Genomic DNA, 16,325 nt, shown 5'->3' with positions numbered 1-16,325 from the left:
TTCAGAGGGCGGTGAGGACGCGGGGCCCCGCGTCCGTGATCGCCACTGTGTGCTCGGCGTGCGCCGCCCGGCTTCCGTCGGAGGTGCGCAGCGTCCAGCCGTCCCGGTCCGGATGGAACGCGTCGTGCCCGCTGCCGATCAGCATCGGCTCGATCGCCAGCACCATTCCGTGCCGCAATGGCATGCCGCGGCCCGGTCGTCCCTCATTGGGGACGGCCGGGTCCTCGTGCATGGAGCGGCCCACGCCGTGGCCGCCGAACCCGTCCGGAATGCCGTATCCAGCGGTCCGGCAGACCGTTCCGATCGCGTGTGCGATGTCCCCGATCCGGTTGCCGACGACCGCCGCCGCGATCCCCGCGTCCAGTGCGGCGAACGCCGTGTCGATCAGTCGGGTGTCCGCGGGCCGGGCGCGGCCGACGGTGAAGCTGACGGCCGAGTCGCCGACCCAGCCGTCGAGCGTCGCGCCCGCGTCGATGCTCACCAGATCGCCGTCGCGCAGCCGCCGGTCGGTCGGGATGCCGTGCACGATCGCGTCGTTGACGGACGTGCAGATCACCGCGGGGAAGGGGGTGGGTGCGAAGTGCGGCCGGTAGTTCAGGAACGGCGACCCGGCGCCCGCGTCGCGCAGTACGCCGCGTGCCACCTCGTCGAGTTCGCGCAGCGACACACCGACCGTCGCTGCTTTCCGTACGGCTGTCAGGAGCTGGGCCACGACCCGCCCGGCCTCGCGCATCGCCTCTATGGATGTATCCGTCTTGAGCTGCACCACGCCAATTATTATACCGATCGAAGCGGTATGAGAATAACGGCGGTATGAGAATACCGCCGGCGCTAGAATGGCGGCATGGTACGAACGCCTCTCACCCCGGAAGAGCGCCTTCGCGGCGAACGGCTCGGCAGCTTGCTCCGCGAGGCGCGAGGCGCGCGCAGCATGGTCGAGATCGCCGCGAGCGCCGGAGTCTCCGCCGAGACACTGCGTAAGATCGAGACCGGTCGCGCCCCGACGCCCACGTTCTTCACCGTGGCGGCACTGGCCGGCGCACTCGGCCTCTCCTTGGACGATCTGCTGATCCGCTGCGCCGAGGAACCTGACACGGCCGTCCCACTGGCCGGGTAGCGGCTGGCGGCCCGGGGCGGCGCGGATCCGCGTGGGGCTGCCCGGTCGGCGACCGTCGGCTGAATGCGGTGGTGGCCCGGTCCAGGTTCATCGGTGGCGTCATCATCACCCGGTCCGGCTCCTCGCCCGCCACGGCCAGGGTCTCGAACGCGGCGACGTGGCCCTGCGAGAAGACCCGGTACGGCTTCGGGCAATCCGGCGCGTCCCTCACCCGTACCCCCGGCGCGGTCTCCTAGGGGTGCCGCTGCGCCGGGTCACCCGAAGCTCGTCACCCGGGATGCCGCGGGCCATGGAGCGGGACGGCTTTCTCACCCGCACCGTCCGCGACGAGCGGCAGTCGCGGGTCGAGTGCGAACTGACGGCGCCGGCCCGCTCCCCCCGCTCGGCCCGCTCGACACGGCCTGCGCGTGGACCCGCGAGCATCTTCCGGAGCTGGTGAGCGCGCACGAGGCATACGCGCCCCGTTGACAGGACGCGTAGGGTCACGCCCGTGACTCCTCAGACACTCCAGGACTTCGACCGCAGCGAGTACGTCAGCCTGACCACGTACCGGAAGGACGGCACGCCCGTCGCCACGCCCGTGTGGGCGGCGGCCGGCGGTGAGGAGCTGTTCATCTGGACCCGGAGCGACTCGTGGAAGGTCAAAAGGATCCGGAACAACAGCCGGGTCACGGTGACCGTCTGCGACGTGCGCGGCCGGATCGCCGACGGTGCGCCGAGCGCCGAGGGCACGGCGCGGCTGCTCGACGAGGCGGGGACGCGTGTCGTACGCGGCGTGCTGGCCCGCAAGTACACCTGGAAGTTCTGGCTGGTCGACTGGCCGGCCATGGTCGTACGCCTCGGGAAGCGGCCGCACACCGGGATCGCCGTCACCTTCTGAACGGCGGCTGCGGGGGCGTGCGCGCTTGCGGCCGTGCGCCGACCGCACCCCAGTGGAAAAGCGGACGTAGCCGTCCCGTAACACGCCTGCGGTCGAATGCCTGCGGACTGGAACGCTCCAGTCGACGGTGGGTGAGGGCGACGATGACGGAACATCAACGTGCTGCGGAAGTGACCGAGTTCGCGACGTATCTGCGGAGCCTCACGGCTCTGCTCGACCCCGGGCGCGGTTGGTACGGGGTGTTCTTCCGGCGCGACCCCGAGGGCATGCGGACCTGCCTCGACGGGACGGAGATCCCGCCGTGGGACGTGGTGGAGTCGCTGCTCCAGGACCTGGCCACAGAACGTGGCAAGGGGTTCGCGGAACGTGAGTCGGTACGCGCCGCCGCCCTGTACTCCGCATCGGCCGCCGCCCACGACCGGCGGCCGGGCGGACGACAGGCACTCGTCGACCGGCTGGAGCTGATGCTCAAGGAGCAGGCTTACGCGGCCCGGCAGTTGCGCGCGGCCGGGCCGCACGGCACACCGGCGCCGGACGAACAGGCGCTTGCGTGGGCCCAGGACGACCACGCGCGCGCCTCTGCCCGCTGCACGGAGCTGCGAAATCGGCTGGCGGCCGTGACGGTGCCGCAGGGCTGGTTCCGGGCGGAGGACTCGCGAGGGGCGGCGGAGCGGCCCGAGTCGCCCCGTGTGCCCGGACCCCGCAGCGCCCCCGATCCCGCCCCCGCTGCCCAGGAGCAGCAGCTTTCGTCGCCTGCCCCCGCTCCGCCGCCCGCCCGCAAACGTAAGAAGCCGCGAGGCGCCCGCTTCGCCGGACTTGACGTGGACGACGACAACGGCCTCGACGCCCCCATGACCGCACCTGTCCTGCCCGTCCCGCCGGTTACCGCCGCCGGGCCGCGCGGCGCGCGCTTCGGCGGCGCACCGACCGGGGAGGACGTCGACGCCCGCGCCCGTAAGTCGCCCCGGGCCGCCCCCGACCAGGCCGCGCGCCGCGCCGCCGCAGAGGCCGTCCAGACGCTTGTCCGGCTGCGTACCGAGGGCCGCGGCGGCGAGGCCCATGTCGTCCTCTGCGAGGCGGCGGGCTGGCCCGCGGACCGGCTGCCGTTGCTCGCCGACGAGCTGCACCGGTCGGGGCTGGCGGCCGACTGGGCAACTCTGCTCTGGGAGGTCGCCTCGCTTCCTCCCGTCGAACTGGCCGCCGCGGCGGGCGCGCTGGCCGCGGCGGGGCGCACCGACGACTGCGGGCAGCTGCTGCGCCAAGGGGTGGCTCGGCCCGCGGCGGAGATCGCCGACGCGGTGCTGGCCCTGGACCGGGCGGGTCTCGAACCGGAGGCGCAGGCGCTGATGGGCGCCTTTGTCCGCGTGCACACCCCGGAGGACGCGGCCCGGATCGTGGAGGGCGATCCCCGTCAGCTCGTACCGCAACTGCTCGCCGCCGCACGTGCGGTGTCCCCGGATCGGGAGTGGGACCTGGTGCACGCACTGCGGGTCGCGGGCACTCTCGGCTGACCCGCGGAAGCCTCACACGATCACCAGCCCGGCGATGGCCTGCGGCGCGTCGAGGAGGCGCCGGCGGAGACCGGGCGGCGGCGAGGGTCGGCAGGGCGCCGGCCTTGAACGTTGCTGCGGCGGGCGCCGGGGTCACGGTGTGGAGCACGGTCCACGAGCCGATCACCCGTACCTGCTTCCGTGCCGGACGGGGTCTGTCGGCGTGGCATCTGCTCTCCCCTGGGGAAGGAAGAGAGAGTGTGAACCGCACGGGTGCGAAACATGATCGACTCGGCCGGTTCACGGCGATGGTCTTGCCCCACCGTGTGGCGGGGCTTACGTTCTCCTCCTGTGCACCGAATCTACGTGCGTAGAAAACACGTAGAGGCTCTCTGACGCCGCGTCGAAGGAGCAGCTCATGTCCCACGTCGTACGCGCCGCACTCGTCCAGGCGACCTGGACCGGCGACACCGAATCCATGATCGCCAAGCATGAGGAACATGCTCGCGAGGCCGCCCGGCAGGGGGCGAAGATCATCGGCTTCCAGGAGGTGTTCAACGCCCCCTACTTCTGCCAGGTGCAGGAGCCCGAGCACTACCGCTGGGCCGAGGCCGTCCCGGACGGGCCGACCGTCCGGCGGATGCAGGAGCTCGCCCGCGAGACCGGCATGGTGATCGTCGTGCCCGTCTTCGAGATCGAGCAGTCCGGCTTCTACTTCAACACCGCCGCGGTGATCGACGCCGACGGCTCGTACCTCGGCAAGTACCGCAAGCACCACATCCCGCAGGTCAAGGGGTTCTGGGAGAAGTACTACTTCAAGCCCGGGAACGTCGGCTGGCCGGTCTTCGACACCGCCGTCGGCAAGGTCGGCGTATATATCTGCTACGACCGCCACTTCCCCGAGGGTTGGCGCCAACTCGGGCTCAACGGAGCCCAGTTGGTGTACAACCCGTCCGCGACCTCGCGCGGCCTCTCCAGTTACCTCTGGCAGCTGGAACAGCCGGCGTCCGCCGTGGCCAATGAGTACTTCGTCGCCGCGATCAACCGCGTCGGCCAGGAGGAGTACGGCGACAACGACTTCTACGGCACCAGCTACTTCGTCGACCCGCGCGGCCAGTTCGTCGGGGAGGTGGCCAGCGACAAGGAGGAGGAACTCCTCGTCCGCGACCTCGACTTCGGCCTCATCGAGGAAGTGCGCCAGCAGTGGGCGTTCTACCGGGACCGCCGCCCCGACGCGTACGAGGGACTGGTGGAGCCGTGAGCAGTCTCCACCACCGCCACCTCGCCGTCAGCCCCGAATGGCTCGCGCTCTACTACCGGCATCCGCTGGAGATCACCCACGGTGAGGGCCGCTATGTCTGGGACGCGGACGGCAAGCGCTACCTCGACTTCTTCGGCGGCATCCTCACCACGATGACCGCTCACGCGCTGCCCGAAGTGACGAAGGCGGTCACCGAGCAGGCCGGGCGGATCATCCACACCTCGACGCTGTACCTCAACCGGCCGATGGTCGAACTCGCCGAGCGCATCGCCACGCTCTCCGGCATCCCCGACGCCCGGGTCTTCTTCACCACCTCGGGCACCGAGGCCAACGACACGGCGCTGCTTCTCGCCACCACGTACCGCAGGTCCAACCAGATCCTCGCGATGCGCAACAGCTACCACGGCAGGTCGTTCTCGGCCGTCGCCATCACCGGCAACAAGGCCTGGTCGCCGACGAGTCTGTCCCCGCTGCAGACGCTGTACATCCACGGCGGGGTCCGGACCCGGGGCCCGTACGCGGAACTCAGCGACGCACAGTTCATCAAGGCGTGCGTGGCCGACCTGGAGGACATGCTCGGGCACACCCGTGACGCCGCCGCGCTGATCGCCGAACCCATCCAGGGTGTCGGCGGGTTCACCTCCCCGCCCGACGGCCTGTTCGCGGCGTTCCGCGAAGTGCTGAGCCGGCACGGCATCCTGTGGATCTCCGACGAGGTGCAGACCGGCTGGGGCCGTACCGGCGAACACTTCTGGGGCTGGCAGGCGCACGACCGGAACGGCCCGCCGGACATCCTCACCTTCGCCAAGGGCATCGGCAACGGCATGTCGATCGGCGGCGTCGTGGCCCGCGCCGACGTCATGAACTGCCTGGACGCCAACTCCATTTCGACGTTCGGCGGCTCGCCGGTCACCATGGCGGCGGGCCTGGCCAACCTGTCGTACCTCCTGGAGCACGACCTCCAGCGCAACGCGCGACGCGTCGGCGGACTGCTCATCGAGCGGCTGCGGGCGATCGTCGCGGGCTCGGAGTGCGTGCGGGAGGTGCGCGGCCGGGGCCTGATGATCGGCGTCGAGCTGGTGAAGCCCGGCACCGACGAGGCCAACCCGGAGGCGGCGACCGCTGTGCTCGAAGCGGCACGCGAGGGCGGGCTGCTCATCGGCAAGGGGGGCGGGCACAACACCAGCGTGCTCCGGATCGCCCCGCCGCTGTCGCTGTCCATCGCCGAGGCGGAGGAGGGCGCGGAGATCCTGGCGGAGGCTCTTCGATCGGTGGAATGAGCAGCGGCGCATGAGAAGCGGCCGATGAGAAGCGGCGAATGAGCGACGGGGGTGTGGGTGGCGGCCGGTGCGCGGCTGTGTAGCGTGACCGCCACCCGCACCGCAGCGTCGCCATGACACCCTCGTGTCGCCATCACGCCCACGTGCCGCCACCGCCCCCGTGTCCGCTCAGGAGCACCGCCATGCCCGAGAACACCCGCCCCCTCCCGTCCACCGCCAGGCCCGGTGCATCGGCGACCGACGCCGACGCCGTCTGGGCCGTCCTCACCGGAATGTACGAGGCGTACGAGGCCGGCGACCGGACGAGGATCGACCGGGCACTCGACCCCGAGGCGACCGTCTGGGACTCCGCCGCCGACCCGCTCCTGCTCGGCAAGCCCGACCTCGACCGGGTCCGTGACGCCCGCCCGGCAGCCGGTGCGGGACCGGTGGAGACCGGCCTCACCGCGTACGACCGCACCGTCGACGTCTTCGGAGACATCGCCGTCCTGCGCTTCTGGCTGCGCGTCCACTTCGAACCCGCCGCGGACGGTGGCCCGAACCGCCCCGAACTCATCCGGAACACCGTGATCCTGCACCGGGCCGGGGAAAGCTGGCGGATCGTCCACCTCCACGAGGACGTGCGACAGCCGGGCCCAGCCGGCTGATTCAGCAGGAACCCGGCGCTGCGCACAGGCGGGCTTCGTGTGCCGTGCGCAGCGCACAGCCGGCCGCCGCACCTCGTCGATAACGTCACGCCATTCCCTTGAGAAAGCCGGGAGGCGGCATGACTTACCGGGTGGCCATGGACATCGGCGGCACATTCACCGATGTCGTCGCGTACGACGAGACGCGCGGCACCTTCGACGCGGCGAAGACCCCCACCACGCCGGGAGACCTCGCCGAGGGCGTCTTCTCCTCGCTGGGCCGGGCGGTCGACGACCCCGCCGACATCTCCTTCTTCGTCCACGGCACCACCCAGGGCCTCAACGCCCTGCTGGAGCGGAAGGGCGCCCGCGTCCTGCTGCTCGCCTCGGCCGGGCTGCGCGACGTCTACCAGATCGCTCGCGGCAACCGGGACCGCATGTTCGACCTGCACTACCGCAAGCCCGTGCCGCTCGTGGACCGGTACGCCACCGCCGAGGCGGGCGGCCGATTCGACTCACGCGGCACCGAGCTGGTCCCGCTCGACGAGGACGCCGTGCGGGCCGCGGCCCGCCGCGCCCGCGACGAGGGCTTCGACGCCGTCGCCGTCGCGCTGCTCTTCTCCTACGTCAACCCGGCCCATGAGGTGCGGGCCGGCGAGATCCTCGCCGAGGAGCTCGGCGACAACGTGATGATCGTGCTCTCCCACCGGGTGGCGCGCGAATGGCGCGAGTACGAACGCACCTCGTCCGCCGTACTGGAGGCGTACACAGGTCCGGTCGTACGCCGTTACCTCGGCCGGATCGAGGACCGCTTCGCCGCACACGGGCTGACCGTTCCCGTCCAGGTCATGCAGTCCTCCGGCGGCGTCGTCAACGCCTCCTTCGCCCGCCGCCACCCGCTCCAGACCCTGCTGTCCGGACCGGTCGGCGGCACCATGGGCGGGGTCGCGGCGTCCGCGCTGCTGGGGCGGCCGAACGCGATCTGCGTCGACATGGGCGGCACCTCGTTCGATGTGTCGCTCGTCCTCGGCGGGCGGCCCAATGTTTCCAACGAGGGCGCAGCCGACGGCTTCCCCGTCCTCATGCCGCTCGTCGACCTGCACACCATCGGTGCGGGCGGTGGTTCCCTCGCCTACGCCGAGGCGGGTGGACTGCGCGTCGGCCCCGAATCGGCGGGCGCGGTGCCCGGCCCCGCCTGTTACGGGCGTGGCGGCACCCAGGCCACCGTCACCGATGCCAACACCGTCCTCGGCCGCGTCGACCCCGACTGGTTCGCCGGCGGGCACATGACCCTGGACACCGGAGCGGCCCACCGCGCCGTCGCGGAACTCGCCGACACGCTCGGTCTCGATCCCATCGAGCTGGCCGGCGGCATCTGCGACGTCGCCAACGCCAAGATGGCCCAGGCGATCCGTACCCTCACCGTCGAGCACGGCCTGGAACCACGCGAGTTCGTGCTTCTCGCCTTCGGCGGCGCCGGACCCATGCACGCGGTGGAGATCGCCCGCGAACTCGGCATCGAGGAGGTCGTCGTCCCGCGCTTTCCCGGCGCGTTCTCCGCATGGGGCATGCTCGGAACCGAGGTCCGCCGCGACCTCACGCTCCAGTTCTTCATCCCGGGTGCCGACCTCGACGGCGCGGCCATGGCGGACGCCCTCGCCGGACTGCAGGCCGAAGGCTTCGAAGCCCTCGCCGAGCAGGGCGTACCGGCGGCCCGGCACCGTATCGAGCATGCCGTCGACATGCGGTACGAAGGCCAGGACTACACCCTGACCGTGCCGCTCTCCGGCCCCGCCGAACCGGCCGCCGGAGGCTTCCTCACCTCGGTCGCCGAACGCTTCGCCCGGCTTCACGAACGCCGTTACGGCCATGCGACCCCCGAGGCGCCCGTCGAGTTCGTCACTTTGCGTACCACCGCGCTCGGCGGACTCCCCGAACTCGCCGCCGTCCCGTACGCGGCAGCAGCCGGCGAAGCCCCCGAAGCCCCGGTCAAGCCGGTCGTCTTCGGCGGCGCCGCGCACGACACCCCGGTGCTGCGCCGCGAGCACCTCGCCCCCGGGCAGCACATCCCCGGCCCCGCCGTCATCGTCGAGGCCACCTCCACCACCGTCGTCCCGCCGGACGCCACGGTCAGCGTGGACGACAACGGATTCCTCGTCATCAAGCTCGGAGGCGTCGCATGACCAGTACGTCCCAGGTCGCCGTCGACCGGGTCACCCCGGTCGCCGTCGATCCCGTCACCACGGAGATCATCCGCTGCGCGCTGCTCCAGGCCGCGGAGGACATGAACACCACGCTGATCCGCTCCTCCTACACCCCGACCATCTACGAGGCCAAGGACTGCGCCGTCGCGCTCCTGGACCGCGACCACCATGTCCTCGGCCAGTCCTCCGGCCTGCCGATCTTCCTGGGCAACCTGGAGGAGTGCACCCGGGCCACGGAGCAGATGTACGGCGCCGGGATCTGGCGGCCCGGCGACGTCTGGGTGCTCAACGACTCGTACATCGGCGGTACGCACCTCAACGACGTCACCGTCTACGCCCCGATCTTCGTCGACGGCGAACTCGTCGGCTTCGCCGCCTCCCGCGCGCACTGGATCGACATGGGATCCAAGGACCCCGGCGGCTCCATGGACTCCACGACGATCCATCAGGAGGGCCTGCGCATGGGCCCGTTGAAGATCTACGAGAACGGCGAACCCTGCGAGCTGGTGCACGACCTGATTTCGCGTCAGGTCCGCTTCCCGTACCCCACCCTCGGCGACATGCGTGCCCAGGTGGCCTGCGCGCGCACCGGTGCACGACGGCTCGCGGAGATCGTGGGACGGTGGGGCCTGGAGACCGTGCTCGCCGCCCGTGACACGATCTTCGCCCAGACCGAGCGACTGGAGCGCCAGGAGATCTCCGCGATCCCCGACGGTGTGTACGAAGCCACGGGGCATCTCGACAACGACGGCATCGACCTCGGCACACCCCTGCATGTCACCGTCCGTGTCACCATCGACGGCGACCGCATGACGATGGACGTCACCGACTGCGCCGACCAGGCAACCGGACCCGTCAACTGCGGTGCCGCGCAGACCGTCGCAGCCTGCCGGGTCGGCTACAAGCTGCTCGTGAGCGGTGAAGTCCCGCTGAACGGCGGCTCGTTCAAGCCGCTCGACGTGCGTACCCGGCCCGGCACCATGCTCGCCGCCGTTGAACCGGCCGCCTGCCAGTACTACTACTCGCACCTCGGTCTGGTCATCGACCTGGTCGTCGAGGCACTGGCCCCGGCCGTCCCGGACCGCGCCGCCGCGGCAAGCTACGGCGACTCGATGATCGTCCAGTTCACCGGCACCGACCCGCGCAGCGGAAAGCTCTTCGTCTCCCAGGAGGCGACGGTCGGCGGCTGGGGCGCCTGGGAGACGTCCGACGGCGAGTCCTGCCTGATCAACAACGTGAACGGCTCGCTGCGCGACATGCCGGTCGAGGTGCTGGAGACCCTCTTCCCGGTGCGCGTCGAGGAGTACGCGATACGCCCCGACTCCGCCGGTGCGGGCCGCACGCGCGGAGGCAACGGCGTGGTGCGCCAGTACCGGTTCGCCTCCGACCAGCAACTCTCCCTGTGGTGGGAACGCTCGGTCACCCCGGCCTGGGGCGTCTTCGGCGGCACGGCGGGTGCTGCCCCGCGGGTGACACTCAACCCGGGGCGTGACGGCGAGCGTTCACTGCTGAAGATCAATGCGCTGACCGTGCGCGAGGGCGATGTGCTGCGCTGCGAGAGCGGGGGTGGCGGCGGGTTCGGCCCGGCGGGGGAGCGGGCGGCCGAGGCGGTGGCCGAGGACGTGCGGCAGGGCCTGCTGACCGCGGCGCATGCGGCGGCCGTCTACGGAGCCTGACCAGCGGACCGGCCCCGCACCGGGGCCGGTCGCACCGGGGCCCCCGCCGGCCCATCTGCGCCGCGTCGCCCTGCTCACTCGGCCTCCGGTTGCCGCGGCAGTGCTCGCGGACGCGGAGACGCGGCGTGCGACCGACGGCGAGCCGGCCGAGAACCGGGAGCGGCCGACGCGGGACATTCCGCGCCGCAGCCGGTAACTCCCGTGGACACAGCGACGGTGAGCCGCTCAGCGTTCACCGTCACCGTCACCGTCCCCGGGCAGCAGCACCCGGCAGGCCAGATGAAGCGCCAGCCGTTGTGACGCATCGTCAGGATCGAAACCCAGTGAGCGAATACGCTCCAGCCGGGCCGCCACCGTGTTGCGGTGCACCCCGAGCACCTCGGCCGCCGCCGTCGGCGCGGCGCCCGCGTCGAGGACGATCGCCAGCGTACGGAGCAAGGTGCCGTCCCGGTCCGCCGCGAGGAGCGGGGCGAGCACGACCTCCGCCGGTCCGCGCAGCAACTCCGTCGGTACGGCGGACAGGAGTTGGGCCGCGCCCATCCGGTCTCCGCGCACCACGCTCCCCGGATCACCCGCGGCCGCGACACCGGCCGCCGCGCACGCGTCGGCGAGGACCGGACCGAGGGACGGCAGTGATTCCGCCGTTCCCGCCACCCCGCCCGCGACCGGCACATAGGCGGCCAGGGCCGCGAGGGCGTCGGTCAGCTGCCGGGTCGCGTCGTCGAGCGGGTCCGCTCCTTCCGCCCGGGTCACCGACTGCCAGGCCACCCAGCAACCCTCGTATGCGACCAGCGGCCCTCCCGGTCCGACCGTCGCCCAGACCGCGCGCAGCGCAGGGCCGGGGTCGAGGCCCTCCCGGCCCGCGACCGGGCGCAGCGCGTACGCGACGAGCGGGCCACGGGCGGGCCAGCCCAGCGCGGCCGCCTCGGCACGCTCCTCCTCACCCGGCCCCGCCCCGGGCCCGTCGTCGCCCAAGGCTCGGGCATCAGCCTTCAGCAGTCGGCGAAGCAACAACTCCGCGCGGTGGCCGGTACGTTCGTCGTCCAGACGGCGCAGCGCGCACCACGCGGTGAGCGGCGCGACCGCGAGCCCGAGCACGTCCCGCACCGTCTCCTCCCACCCCGCGACCCGCGAGCCCGACCGGGCAACCAGGGTGCCCAGCGAGCCGCCGTCGCCGTCCGGGACCTCCACCCGGACCGTGAGCGCCCCGCCCTCCACCGAGAGCGCGGCCCGTCGGCCCGCCAGCACCTCACCGGCCGTCCCGGTCAGCGCCACCGCCGTGGACGGCAGTACCGCGTGCAGAGCGGAGAGCACCCGTCCGGCGTGCGGTCCGGCGTCGGCGAGCGCCCGGGCGGCCTGGGCCACCAGCGCGGTCCGTCCGGCGTCCGGGCGGGCGACCGCCGATGCGATACGGACCGCAGCGTCCAGCGGGTCGTCGTCGATCACCAGCAGGGGTACCCCGAGCCGGTCGGCGAGCGCCCCCACCGAACCCGGCCGCCCCGCCGACTCGGTGACCACGACACAGGCCGCGGCGTGCTCCCATGCCTTGCGCAGCGCCATCTCCACGGTCCAGCCCGCGGCAGCCACCCTGCCTGTCAGCACGACCGCCGTGTGCGGTTCGAGGGTGTCGAGGGCCGCCGTACGGTCCACGATGCGCACCGACCGCACCTCGGTGCGCCGGCCGCTCTCCCCGGACATCCGGACCCCGGCGAGCCGCCCCTGCTGGACGAGTTCGGCGACGGTGAGCGCGCCCTCGCGGACCGGGCGGCCGGTCGGCCTGTTCACCACGAGTCCTCCTGTGTGTCCTGCGGACCGACCGCGCCGGCCCGGGCCAGCCGTCGGCCCTCGGGTGTGCGCCAGGCCGGCGCGGCGGGGATGACCACCACTTCGACCTCCACACCCGGCACCGCCCGTTCCACATCCAGCACGCGCCGGTCTGCGGAGGCCGACAGGATCAGGATCTGGTCGGGCGCGGCGGCGACGGGCGCCCCGTCCGCCAGCGCCAGCAGCACCTCGTTGTGCGCCTCCAGACGGAAGTGACGGCCGAGCCCCTCCGTCTCGGCGACCAGCACACTCGTCGGGCGCGACGGCAGTGCGGGCCACGGGTGGGTGTCCGGGCCGCCGACCTGCTCGTACGGTTCCGGCGCCCCGTAGCCGTGCTCGTCCGCCGGGTGCTCCACCGCCGTGATCCGGCCCCGGCACAGCCGCCGCAGCGACCAGGGCGCGAACAGATCGCGGGGCGTCGCCGTGCCCGCGCGGATCGCCCTGCTGACCGTGCCCGGCACCACGGAACCCGCCAGGACCCCGCCCGACATGGCATAGCAGACGGCCACCGCCCAGCCGCCCGCCGCCGGAACCAGCGGCCGCACCAGATCCTCCACCCGCCCGCCGGCGGACTCCACCACGACCACATCGCCCGACGGGGTCGCCAGCGCGAGCGGCGCCGCGGCCACCCCGGCCAGCGTGAACGTCGACTGCTCCAGCAGCGGAAGCACTCGTCCGCAGCCGTCGCCGTCGACCAGCGGAAGCCCGCAGTCCGCCGCGGCGGCCACCGACAGCAGGGCGTTCTCCCCAGCCGTGTTCAGCGCGACGACCGCGTCCGCCCGGGCGCCCAGCAGCCGTTCCAGGGCACGAACGGCCCGTACCGTCTCCGCACCGGTCGGCAACTGCTCGGCGAGCGCCGCCGATGAGCCGACCAGCGTGACCGTCACACACAGACGCAGGCCGTTCAGCTCGTCGGGGGCCAGCAGCCGCACCGGCCCGTGCGCGGCCACCGACGCCCGTGCCCAGTCGAGCGCCACCCGGAACGCCGACTCCGCCGCGCCCGCCGCCAGCACCAGCGACCCGGTCGCCAGCTGTTCCAGCACGGCTGCGTCCACCCGGGGCGGGGCCCCGCTCATGGCGTGGCTCCTGCGGGTGGGCCCACGGCCCGGACCCTGATGCGGTGGACCCCGCCCGGCAGATACGAGACGGGCGTGTGGACCGCTCGTGCCACCCGGGCCCCGCCCGGCGCCGCACCCGCCGACACGACCCGGGCCAGCGCCTGGTCGCGGGCCAGCCCGATGAGCCGGTCCAGTTCCGCCCGGCCCGGCGCGACCACCACCTGCTCCAGCTCCACCCGGGTGTCCGCGCGCGCCGCGCCGTACGCCGCCGCCGAGATCGCCTCACGGTCACCACCGAAGTGCGGCGCCGCGCCGCCTGCGTACAGCACCGTGCTGCCCGGCGCGCGCTCCAGCACTCCGGCCACCAGCGCGTCGACCCGGGGCCGTGCGTCGGTGGGCAGATCCTCGCCGCCGAACGGCAGGGTGTTCAGGCGCGGCCTGCCCACATCCATCCAGAGCCCGCCGGGCCCCGGGCCCGCGTCCCCGGCCTCCAGTTCGCCGTCCGTGACGGCTGAGCAGCGGACCGCGGAACCGGCGGCGTCCACCACGACCGCCCGCTCGGCGCCCGCCCGCAGTGCGGCGCCGCGCAGCGCGCAGGCCGTGGCGGAGACCGTGGCGATCACCGGGTAGCGGCGTACGTACTCGGCGGAGACGAGACCGGCGTCGTCCCGGGCGAAGAACAGCGGGGCGGTGATGCCATGGGCGCGCAGTGCTCGTTCGGCGGTGGTGGTGAGGTGCTCGGCCCAGCGGCCGAGCGCGGCGTTGGCGGCGGCGGCGTTCTCGCGCTCGCGCAGACCGGGGGAGCCGATCTCGTGCGAGAGGGTGATGTGCGCACCGGGCAGGTGGTGGGCGATCACGGAGGCCGCGGCCAGCTCCGGTTCCGGGCGGGCGGGCGAACCGGCCGCGCAGAGTGCGAACGAGGTGATCGAGGCAGCCGCCGCGTCCCGGGCGAACGCCGCGACCCCGGCCCGGTCCAGCGGCGCCAGCGTCCGGCCGGTGAGCGAGGACCCGCCCGTGACGACGCGGGTCAGCCCGCCCGGATGCGGGGACGGGCCGAGCGCGGGATGGCTGGGAGGTGAGATGCGCAGCACGGCGACGGGCGACGGGTCGTAGGGCGCGCGGTCGAGGTCGGTCGTGAGACAGACGACCTCGACGCGCTCGTACGGGACGTTCATGCGGGGACCCAGCGCGTCCAGGACATCGCGCAGCGAACGGTTGAGGGAGGCCGACGAGTCGACCACGGCGTGTGCCGATGTCGTGCCGCCGGGGCCGACGAGAACGGCCACCGTCGTCGTACGCCCCACGTCCACACCGAGTCTCACCTGCATCATCCTGCCATCAGGCCCTGGGGCGCGCGCCGTGGGAACCGGCCGCCGACCGGTGGGGGAGACGGCCGAGCGGGCGGAATGCGTCGCGGCCGTCACGACCCGCTACTCCAGGTCCTGGCCCTCGGTCTCCGGCAGCGGAGCGGCGAAGAGCAGCGCCACCACCAGGAAGGAGGTGATGAACAGGACCGTCGTCGAGAAGCCGGTCGCCTGCGCCAGGAGGAAGCCGACCACCGAAGGGGCGAGGGAAGTCGCGACCAGCTGGGCCGCGGTGGCCCAGGAGTACCCCGTACCGCGCAGAGCGGTCGGGAAGAACTCACCGTTCCAGGTGTTCCATACGCCCCAGGCGCCGAGGCTGAAGAAGGAGAGCGCGAAGTTCGCGATGTACAGCTCGGTCATCGAGCCGGAGTAGGCGAAGAAGATTCCACTGACCGCGGCGAGTGCGACGTACGGCAGAAAAACCTTCTTGCGGCCGAAGCGCCCGGTCAGCAGGGACGCGGACACATAGCCGGGGATCATGAACAGGGCGCTGAGGGCGACGAAGCCCAGGCTCGCCGACATGCTCAGGCCCTTGTCCTGGAGCAGCGTCGGCAGCCAGGTCTGCAGACCCCAGTATCCCCAGTTGAAGGTGAAGTTCACGACGAGCATCTGCAGCGTGATCCGCAGCAGCCTGCCGCGCAGCAGCTCCACCGGACGCCCGGCCCGCTCGGGGGCGACGACCTCGAAGCGGGTGCTGGCGGGGACATCGGCACCCAGCCTGCGTAGCACGGCAGCCGCGTCGTCGTGCCGGTTCTGCCCGGCCAGCCAGTACGGGGACTCCGGCACCCAGGCGCGGATCGCGAACACCCAGAGCCCGGCAAGGGCCGAGGCGATGGCCACCACATGCCAGCCCAGGCCGGCCAGCAGCTGCGTCACACCGACCGCGGCCAGGACACCGATCGGCCAGCCGATCGACAGATAGACCGCGGCCCGGCCACGCGTCCGGGACGGCAGCAGCTCCAGGAAGTACGGGAAGGTGACCGTGTAGATTCCGGCGAGCGCCAGCCCCGACAGCACCCGGGTGACCAGCAGCACCGTGAAGTTCGGCGAGAAGGCGCTGGCCAGGGCGATGGCTCCGTACGCGGACAGGCTCCACAGACATACCGCGCGCCGGCCGATCCGGTCCGACACCGGGCCAGCGCACCCGGGATCATGCCGAGAGCGACGGCGGAGAGCACCCAGCCGATCCGGCCCGCGTCGATGGAGAACGCGTCCCCGAGATCACCGGAGACGTAGACGAGGGCGAGTTGCTCCCACGACTCGATGACGAAGGCCATGAAGAGGGCCAGCGCCGCCAGGAGATGGGCGCGGCCGAACGGCATGGCCTCGAAGTAGGCGCCGACGGGGCGGAGCCCGGCGGCCCCGGCCTTGTCCGGACCTGTCTCCAGGGGTTCTCCGGTTGCACCGGAACGTGCAGTTGTCGCGCTCACCGGCTGTCCTCCAGGCTTTCGTACTGACCGACTCACCCCTCAGCGGGTGGGGATGGCGGCACAGTAGACAGGCCCGGGGGCGGGGACCTGTGCGCAGCGCACAGTGGCGCGGGGG

General features: G+C 72.5%; 14 protein-coding genes. 9 read left to right on the top strand and 5 right to left on the bottom strand.

Annotated elements, in window-relative coordinates:
• Position 1: 1 nt before the first annotated feature.
• Positions 2-769 (bottom strand): type I methionyl aminopeptidase, encoded by a 768-nt coding sequence (map, locus tag OG395_RS15770; protein WP_327243510.1) that lies wholly within the window; start codon positions 767-769, stop codon positions 2-4.
• A gap of 75 nt (positions 770-844) precedes the next feature.
• Here map and OG395_RS15765 point away from each other — a divergent pair, with 75 nt between their 5' ends.
• From OG395_RS15765 to OG395_RS15725, 9 genes are all read left to right on the top strand, one after another.
• Positions 845-1,117 carry a helix-turn-helix domain-containing protein gene (locus OG395_RS15765; RefSeq protein ID WP_327243509.1) on the top strand — a complete coding sequence of 91 codons (273 nt, stop codon included), beginning with the start codon at positions 845-847 and terminating at the stop codon, positions 1,115-1,117.
• 71 nt (positions 1,118-1,188) lie between these two features.
• Positions 1,189-1,353, top strand: coding sequence for a hypothetical protein (locus OG395_RS15760; protein ID WP_327243508.1), 165 nt, complete (start codon positions 1,189-1,191; stop codon positions 1,351-1,353).
• Between the two features lie 254 nt (positions 1,354-1,607).
• Positions 1,608-1,997, top strand: coding sequence for a PPOX class F420-dependent oxidoreductase (locus OG395_RS15755; RefSeq protein ID WP_327243507.1), 390 nt, complete (start codon positions 1,608-1,610; stop codon positions 1,995-1,997).
• Between the two features lie 143 nt (positions 1,998-2,140).
• A complete protein-coding gene (locus OG395_RS15750; RefSeq protein WP_327243506.1) occupies positions 2,141-3,508 on the top strand; it encodes a hypothetical protein in 1,368 nt (455 codons plus the stop codon).
• 397 nt (positions 3,509-3,905) lie between these two features.
• Positions 3,906-4,748, top strand: coding sequence for a nitrilase-related carbon-nitrogen hydrolase (locus OG395_RS15745; RefSeq protein WP_327243505.1), 843 nt, complete (start codon positions 3,906-3,908; stop codon positions 4,746-4,748).
• Positions 4,745-6,028, top strand: a complete 1,284-nt coding sequence (locus OG395_RS15740; RefSeq protein ID WP_327243504.1) for an aspartate aminotransferase family protein — start codon at positions 4,745-4,747, stop codon at positions 6,026-6,028. Before OG395_RS15745 ends, OG395_RS15740 begins: the two co-directional genes overlap by 4 nt.
• Positions 6,029-6,210: 182 nt before the next feature.
• Entirely contained in the window at positions 6,211-6,675 is a 465-nt protein-coding gene (locus tag OG395_RS15735) for a nuclear transport factor 2 family protein (protein ID WP_327243503.1), read from the top strand.
• Between the two features lie 119 nt (positions 6,676-6,794).
• Positions 6,795-8,837: a hydantoinase/oxoprolinase family protein gene (locus OG395_RS15730; protein ID WP_327243502.1), complete on the top strand. Its 2,043-nt coding sequence runs from the start codon at positions 6,795-6,797 to the stop codon at positions 8,835-8,837.
• The gene (locus OG395_RS15725; RefSeq protein ID WP_327243501.1) at positions 8,834-10,534 is read left to right on the top strand and encodes a hydantoinase B/oxoprolinase family protein; all 1,701 of its coding nucleotides are present in this window, start codon (positions 8,834-8,836) and stop codon (positions 10,532-10,534) included. Before OG395_RS15730 ends, OG395_RS15725 begins: the two co-directional genes overlap by 4 nt.
• A gap of 225 nt (positions 10,535-10,759) precedes the next feature.
• On the opposite strand, the gene OG395_RS15720 is transcribed toward OG395_RS15725, so the two are convergent.
• The 4 genes from OG395_RS15720 to OG395_RS15705 all read right to left on the bottom strand — a co-directional run bounded on the left by OG395_RS15720 (position 10,760) and on the right by OG395_RS15705 (position 15,911).
• Complete coding sequence (locus OG395_RS15720) at positions 10,760-12,322, bottom strand: helix-turn-helix domain-containing protein (protein WP_327243500.1); 1,563 nt, start codon at positions 12,320-12,322, stop codon at positions 10,760-10,762.
• Entirely contained in the window at positions 12,316-13,434 is a 1,119-nt protein-coding gene (locus OG395_RS15715) for a DUF917 domain-containing protein (protein WP_327243499.1), read from the bottom strand. The genes OG395_RS15720 and OG395_RS15715 overlap by 7 nt, the downstream gene beginning before the upstream one ends.
• On the bottom strand, positions 13,431-14,738 hold the full coding sequence (locus tag OG395_RS15710; protein ID WP_327243498.1) for a hypothetical protein: 1,308 nt from the start codon (positions 14,736-14,738) through the stop codon (positions 13,431-13,433). Before OG395_RS15710 ends, OG395_RS15715 begins: the two co-directional genes overlap by 4 nt.
• 108 nt (positions 14,739-14,846) lie before the next feature.
• Positions 14,847-15,911, bottom strand: a complete 1,065-nt coding sequence (locus tag OG395_RS15705) for an MFS transporter (protein ID WP_327243497.1) — start codon at positions 15,909-15,911, stop codon at positions 14,847-14,849.
• Positions 15,912-16,325: the final 414 nt, after the last annotated feature.

Source organism: Streptomyces sp. NBC_01320 (assembly GCF_035974375.1).
Classification (GTDB): domain Bacteria; phylum Actinomycetota; class Actinomycetes; order Streptomycetales; family Streptomycetaceae; genus Streptomyces; species Streptomyces yanii.
The sequence above is the reverse complement of the archived record's forward strand: the minus strand, read 5'-3'. Positions and strand labels throughout refer to the sequence as shown.

What these genes read in the sequence shown, in the direction of transcription:
- OG395_RS15735 (WP_327243503.1), top strand. Translation starts at nt 6,211, where the DNA reads ATGCCCGAGAACACCCGCCCCCTCCCGTCCACCGCCAGGCCCGGTGCA.
- OG395_RS15725 (WP_327243501.1), top strand. Translation starts at nt 8,834, where the DNA reads ATGACCAGTACGTCCCAGGTCGCCGTCGACCGGGTCACCCCGGTCGCC.
- OG395_RS15765 (WP_327243509.1), top strand. Translation starts at nt 845, where the DNA reads ATGGTACGAACGCCTCTCACCCCGGAAGAGCGCCTTCGCGGCGAACGG.
- OG395_RS15730 (WP_327243502.1), top strand. Translation starts at nt 6,795, where the DNA reads ATGACTTACCGGGTGGCCATGGACATCGGCGGCACATTCACCGATGTC.
- OG395_RS15745 (WP_327243505.1), top strand. Translation starts at nt 3,906, where the DNA reads ATGTCCCACGTCGTACGCGCCGCACTCGTCCAGGCGACCTGGACCGGC.
- OG395_RS15715 (WP_327243499.1), bottom strand. Translation starts at nt 13,434, where the DNA reads ATGAGCGGGGCCCCGCCCCGGGTGGACGCAGCCGTGCTGGAACAGCTG.
- OG395_RS15750 (WP_327243506.1), top strand. Translation starts at nt 2,141, where the DNA reads ATGACGGAACATCAACGTGCTGCGGAAGTGACCGAGTTCGCGACGTAT.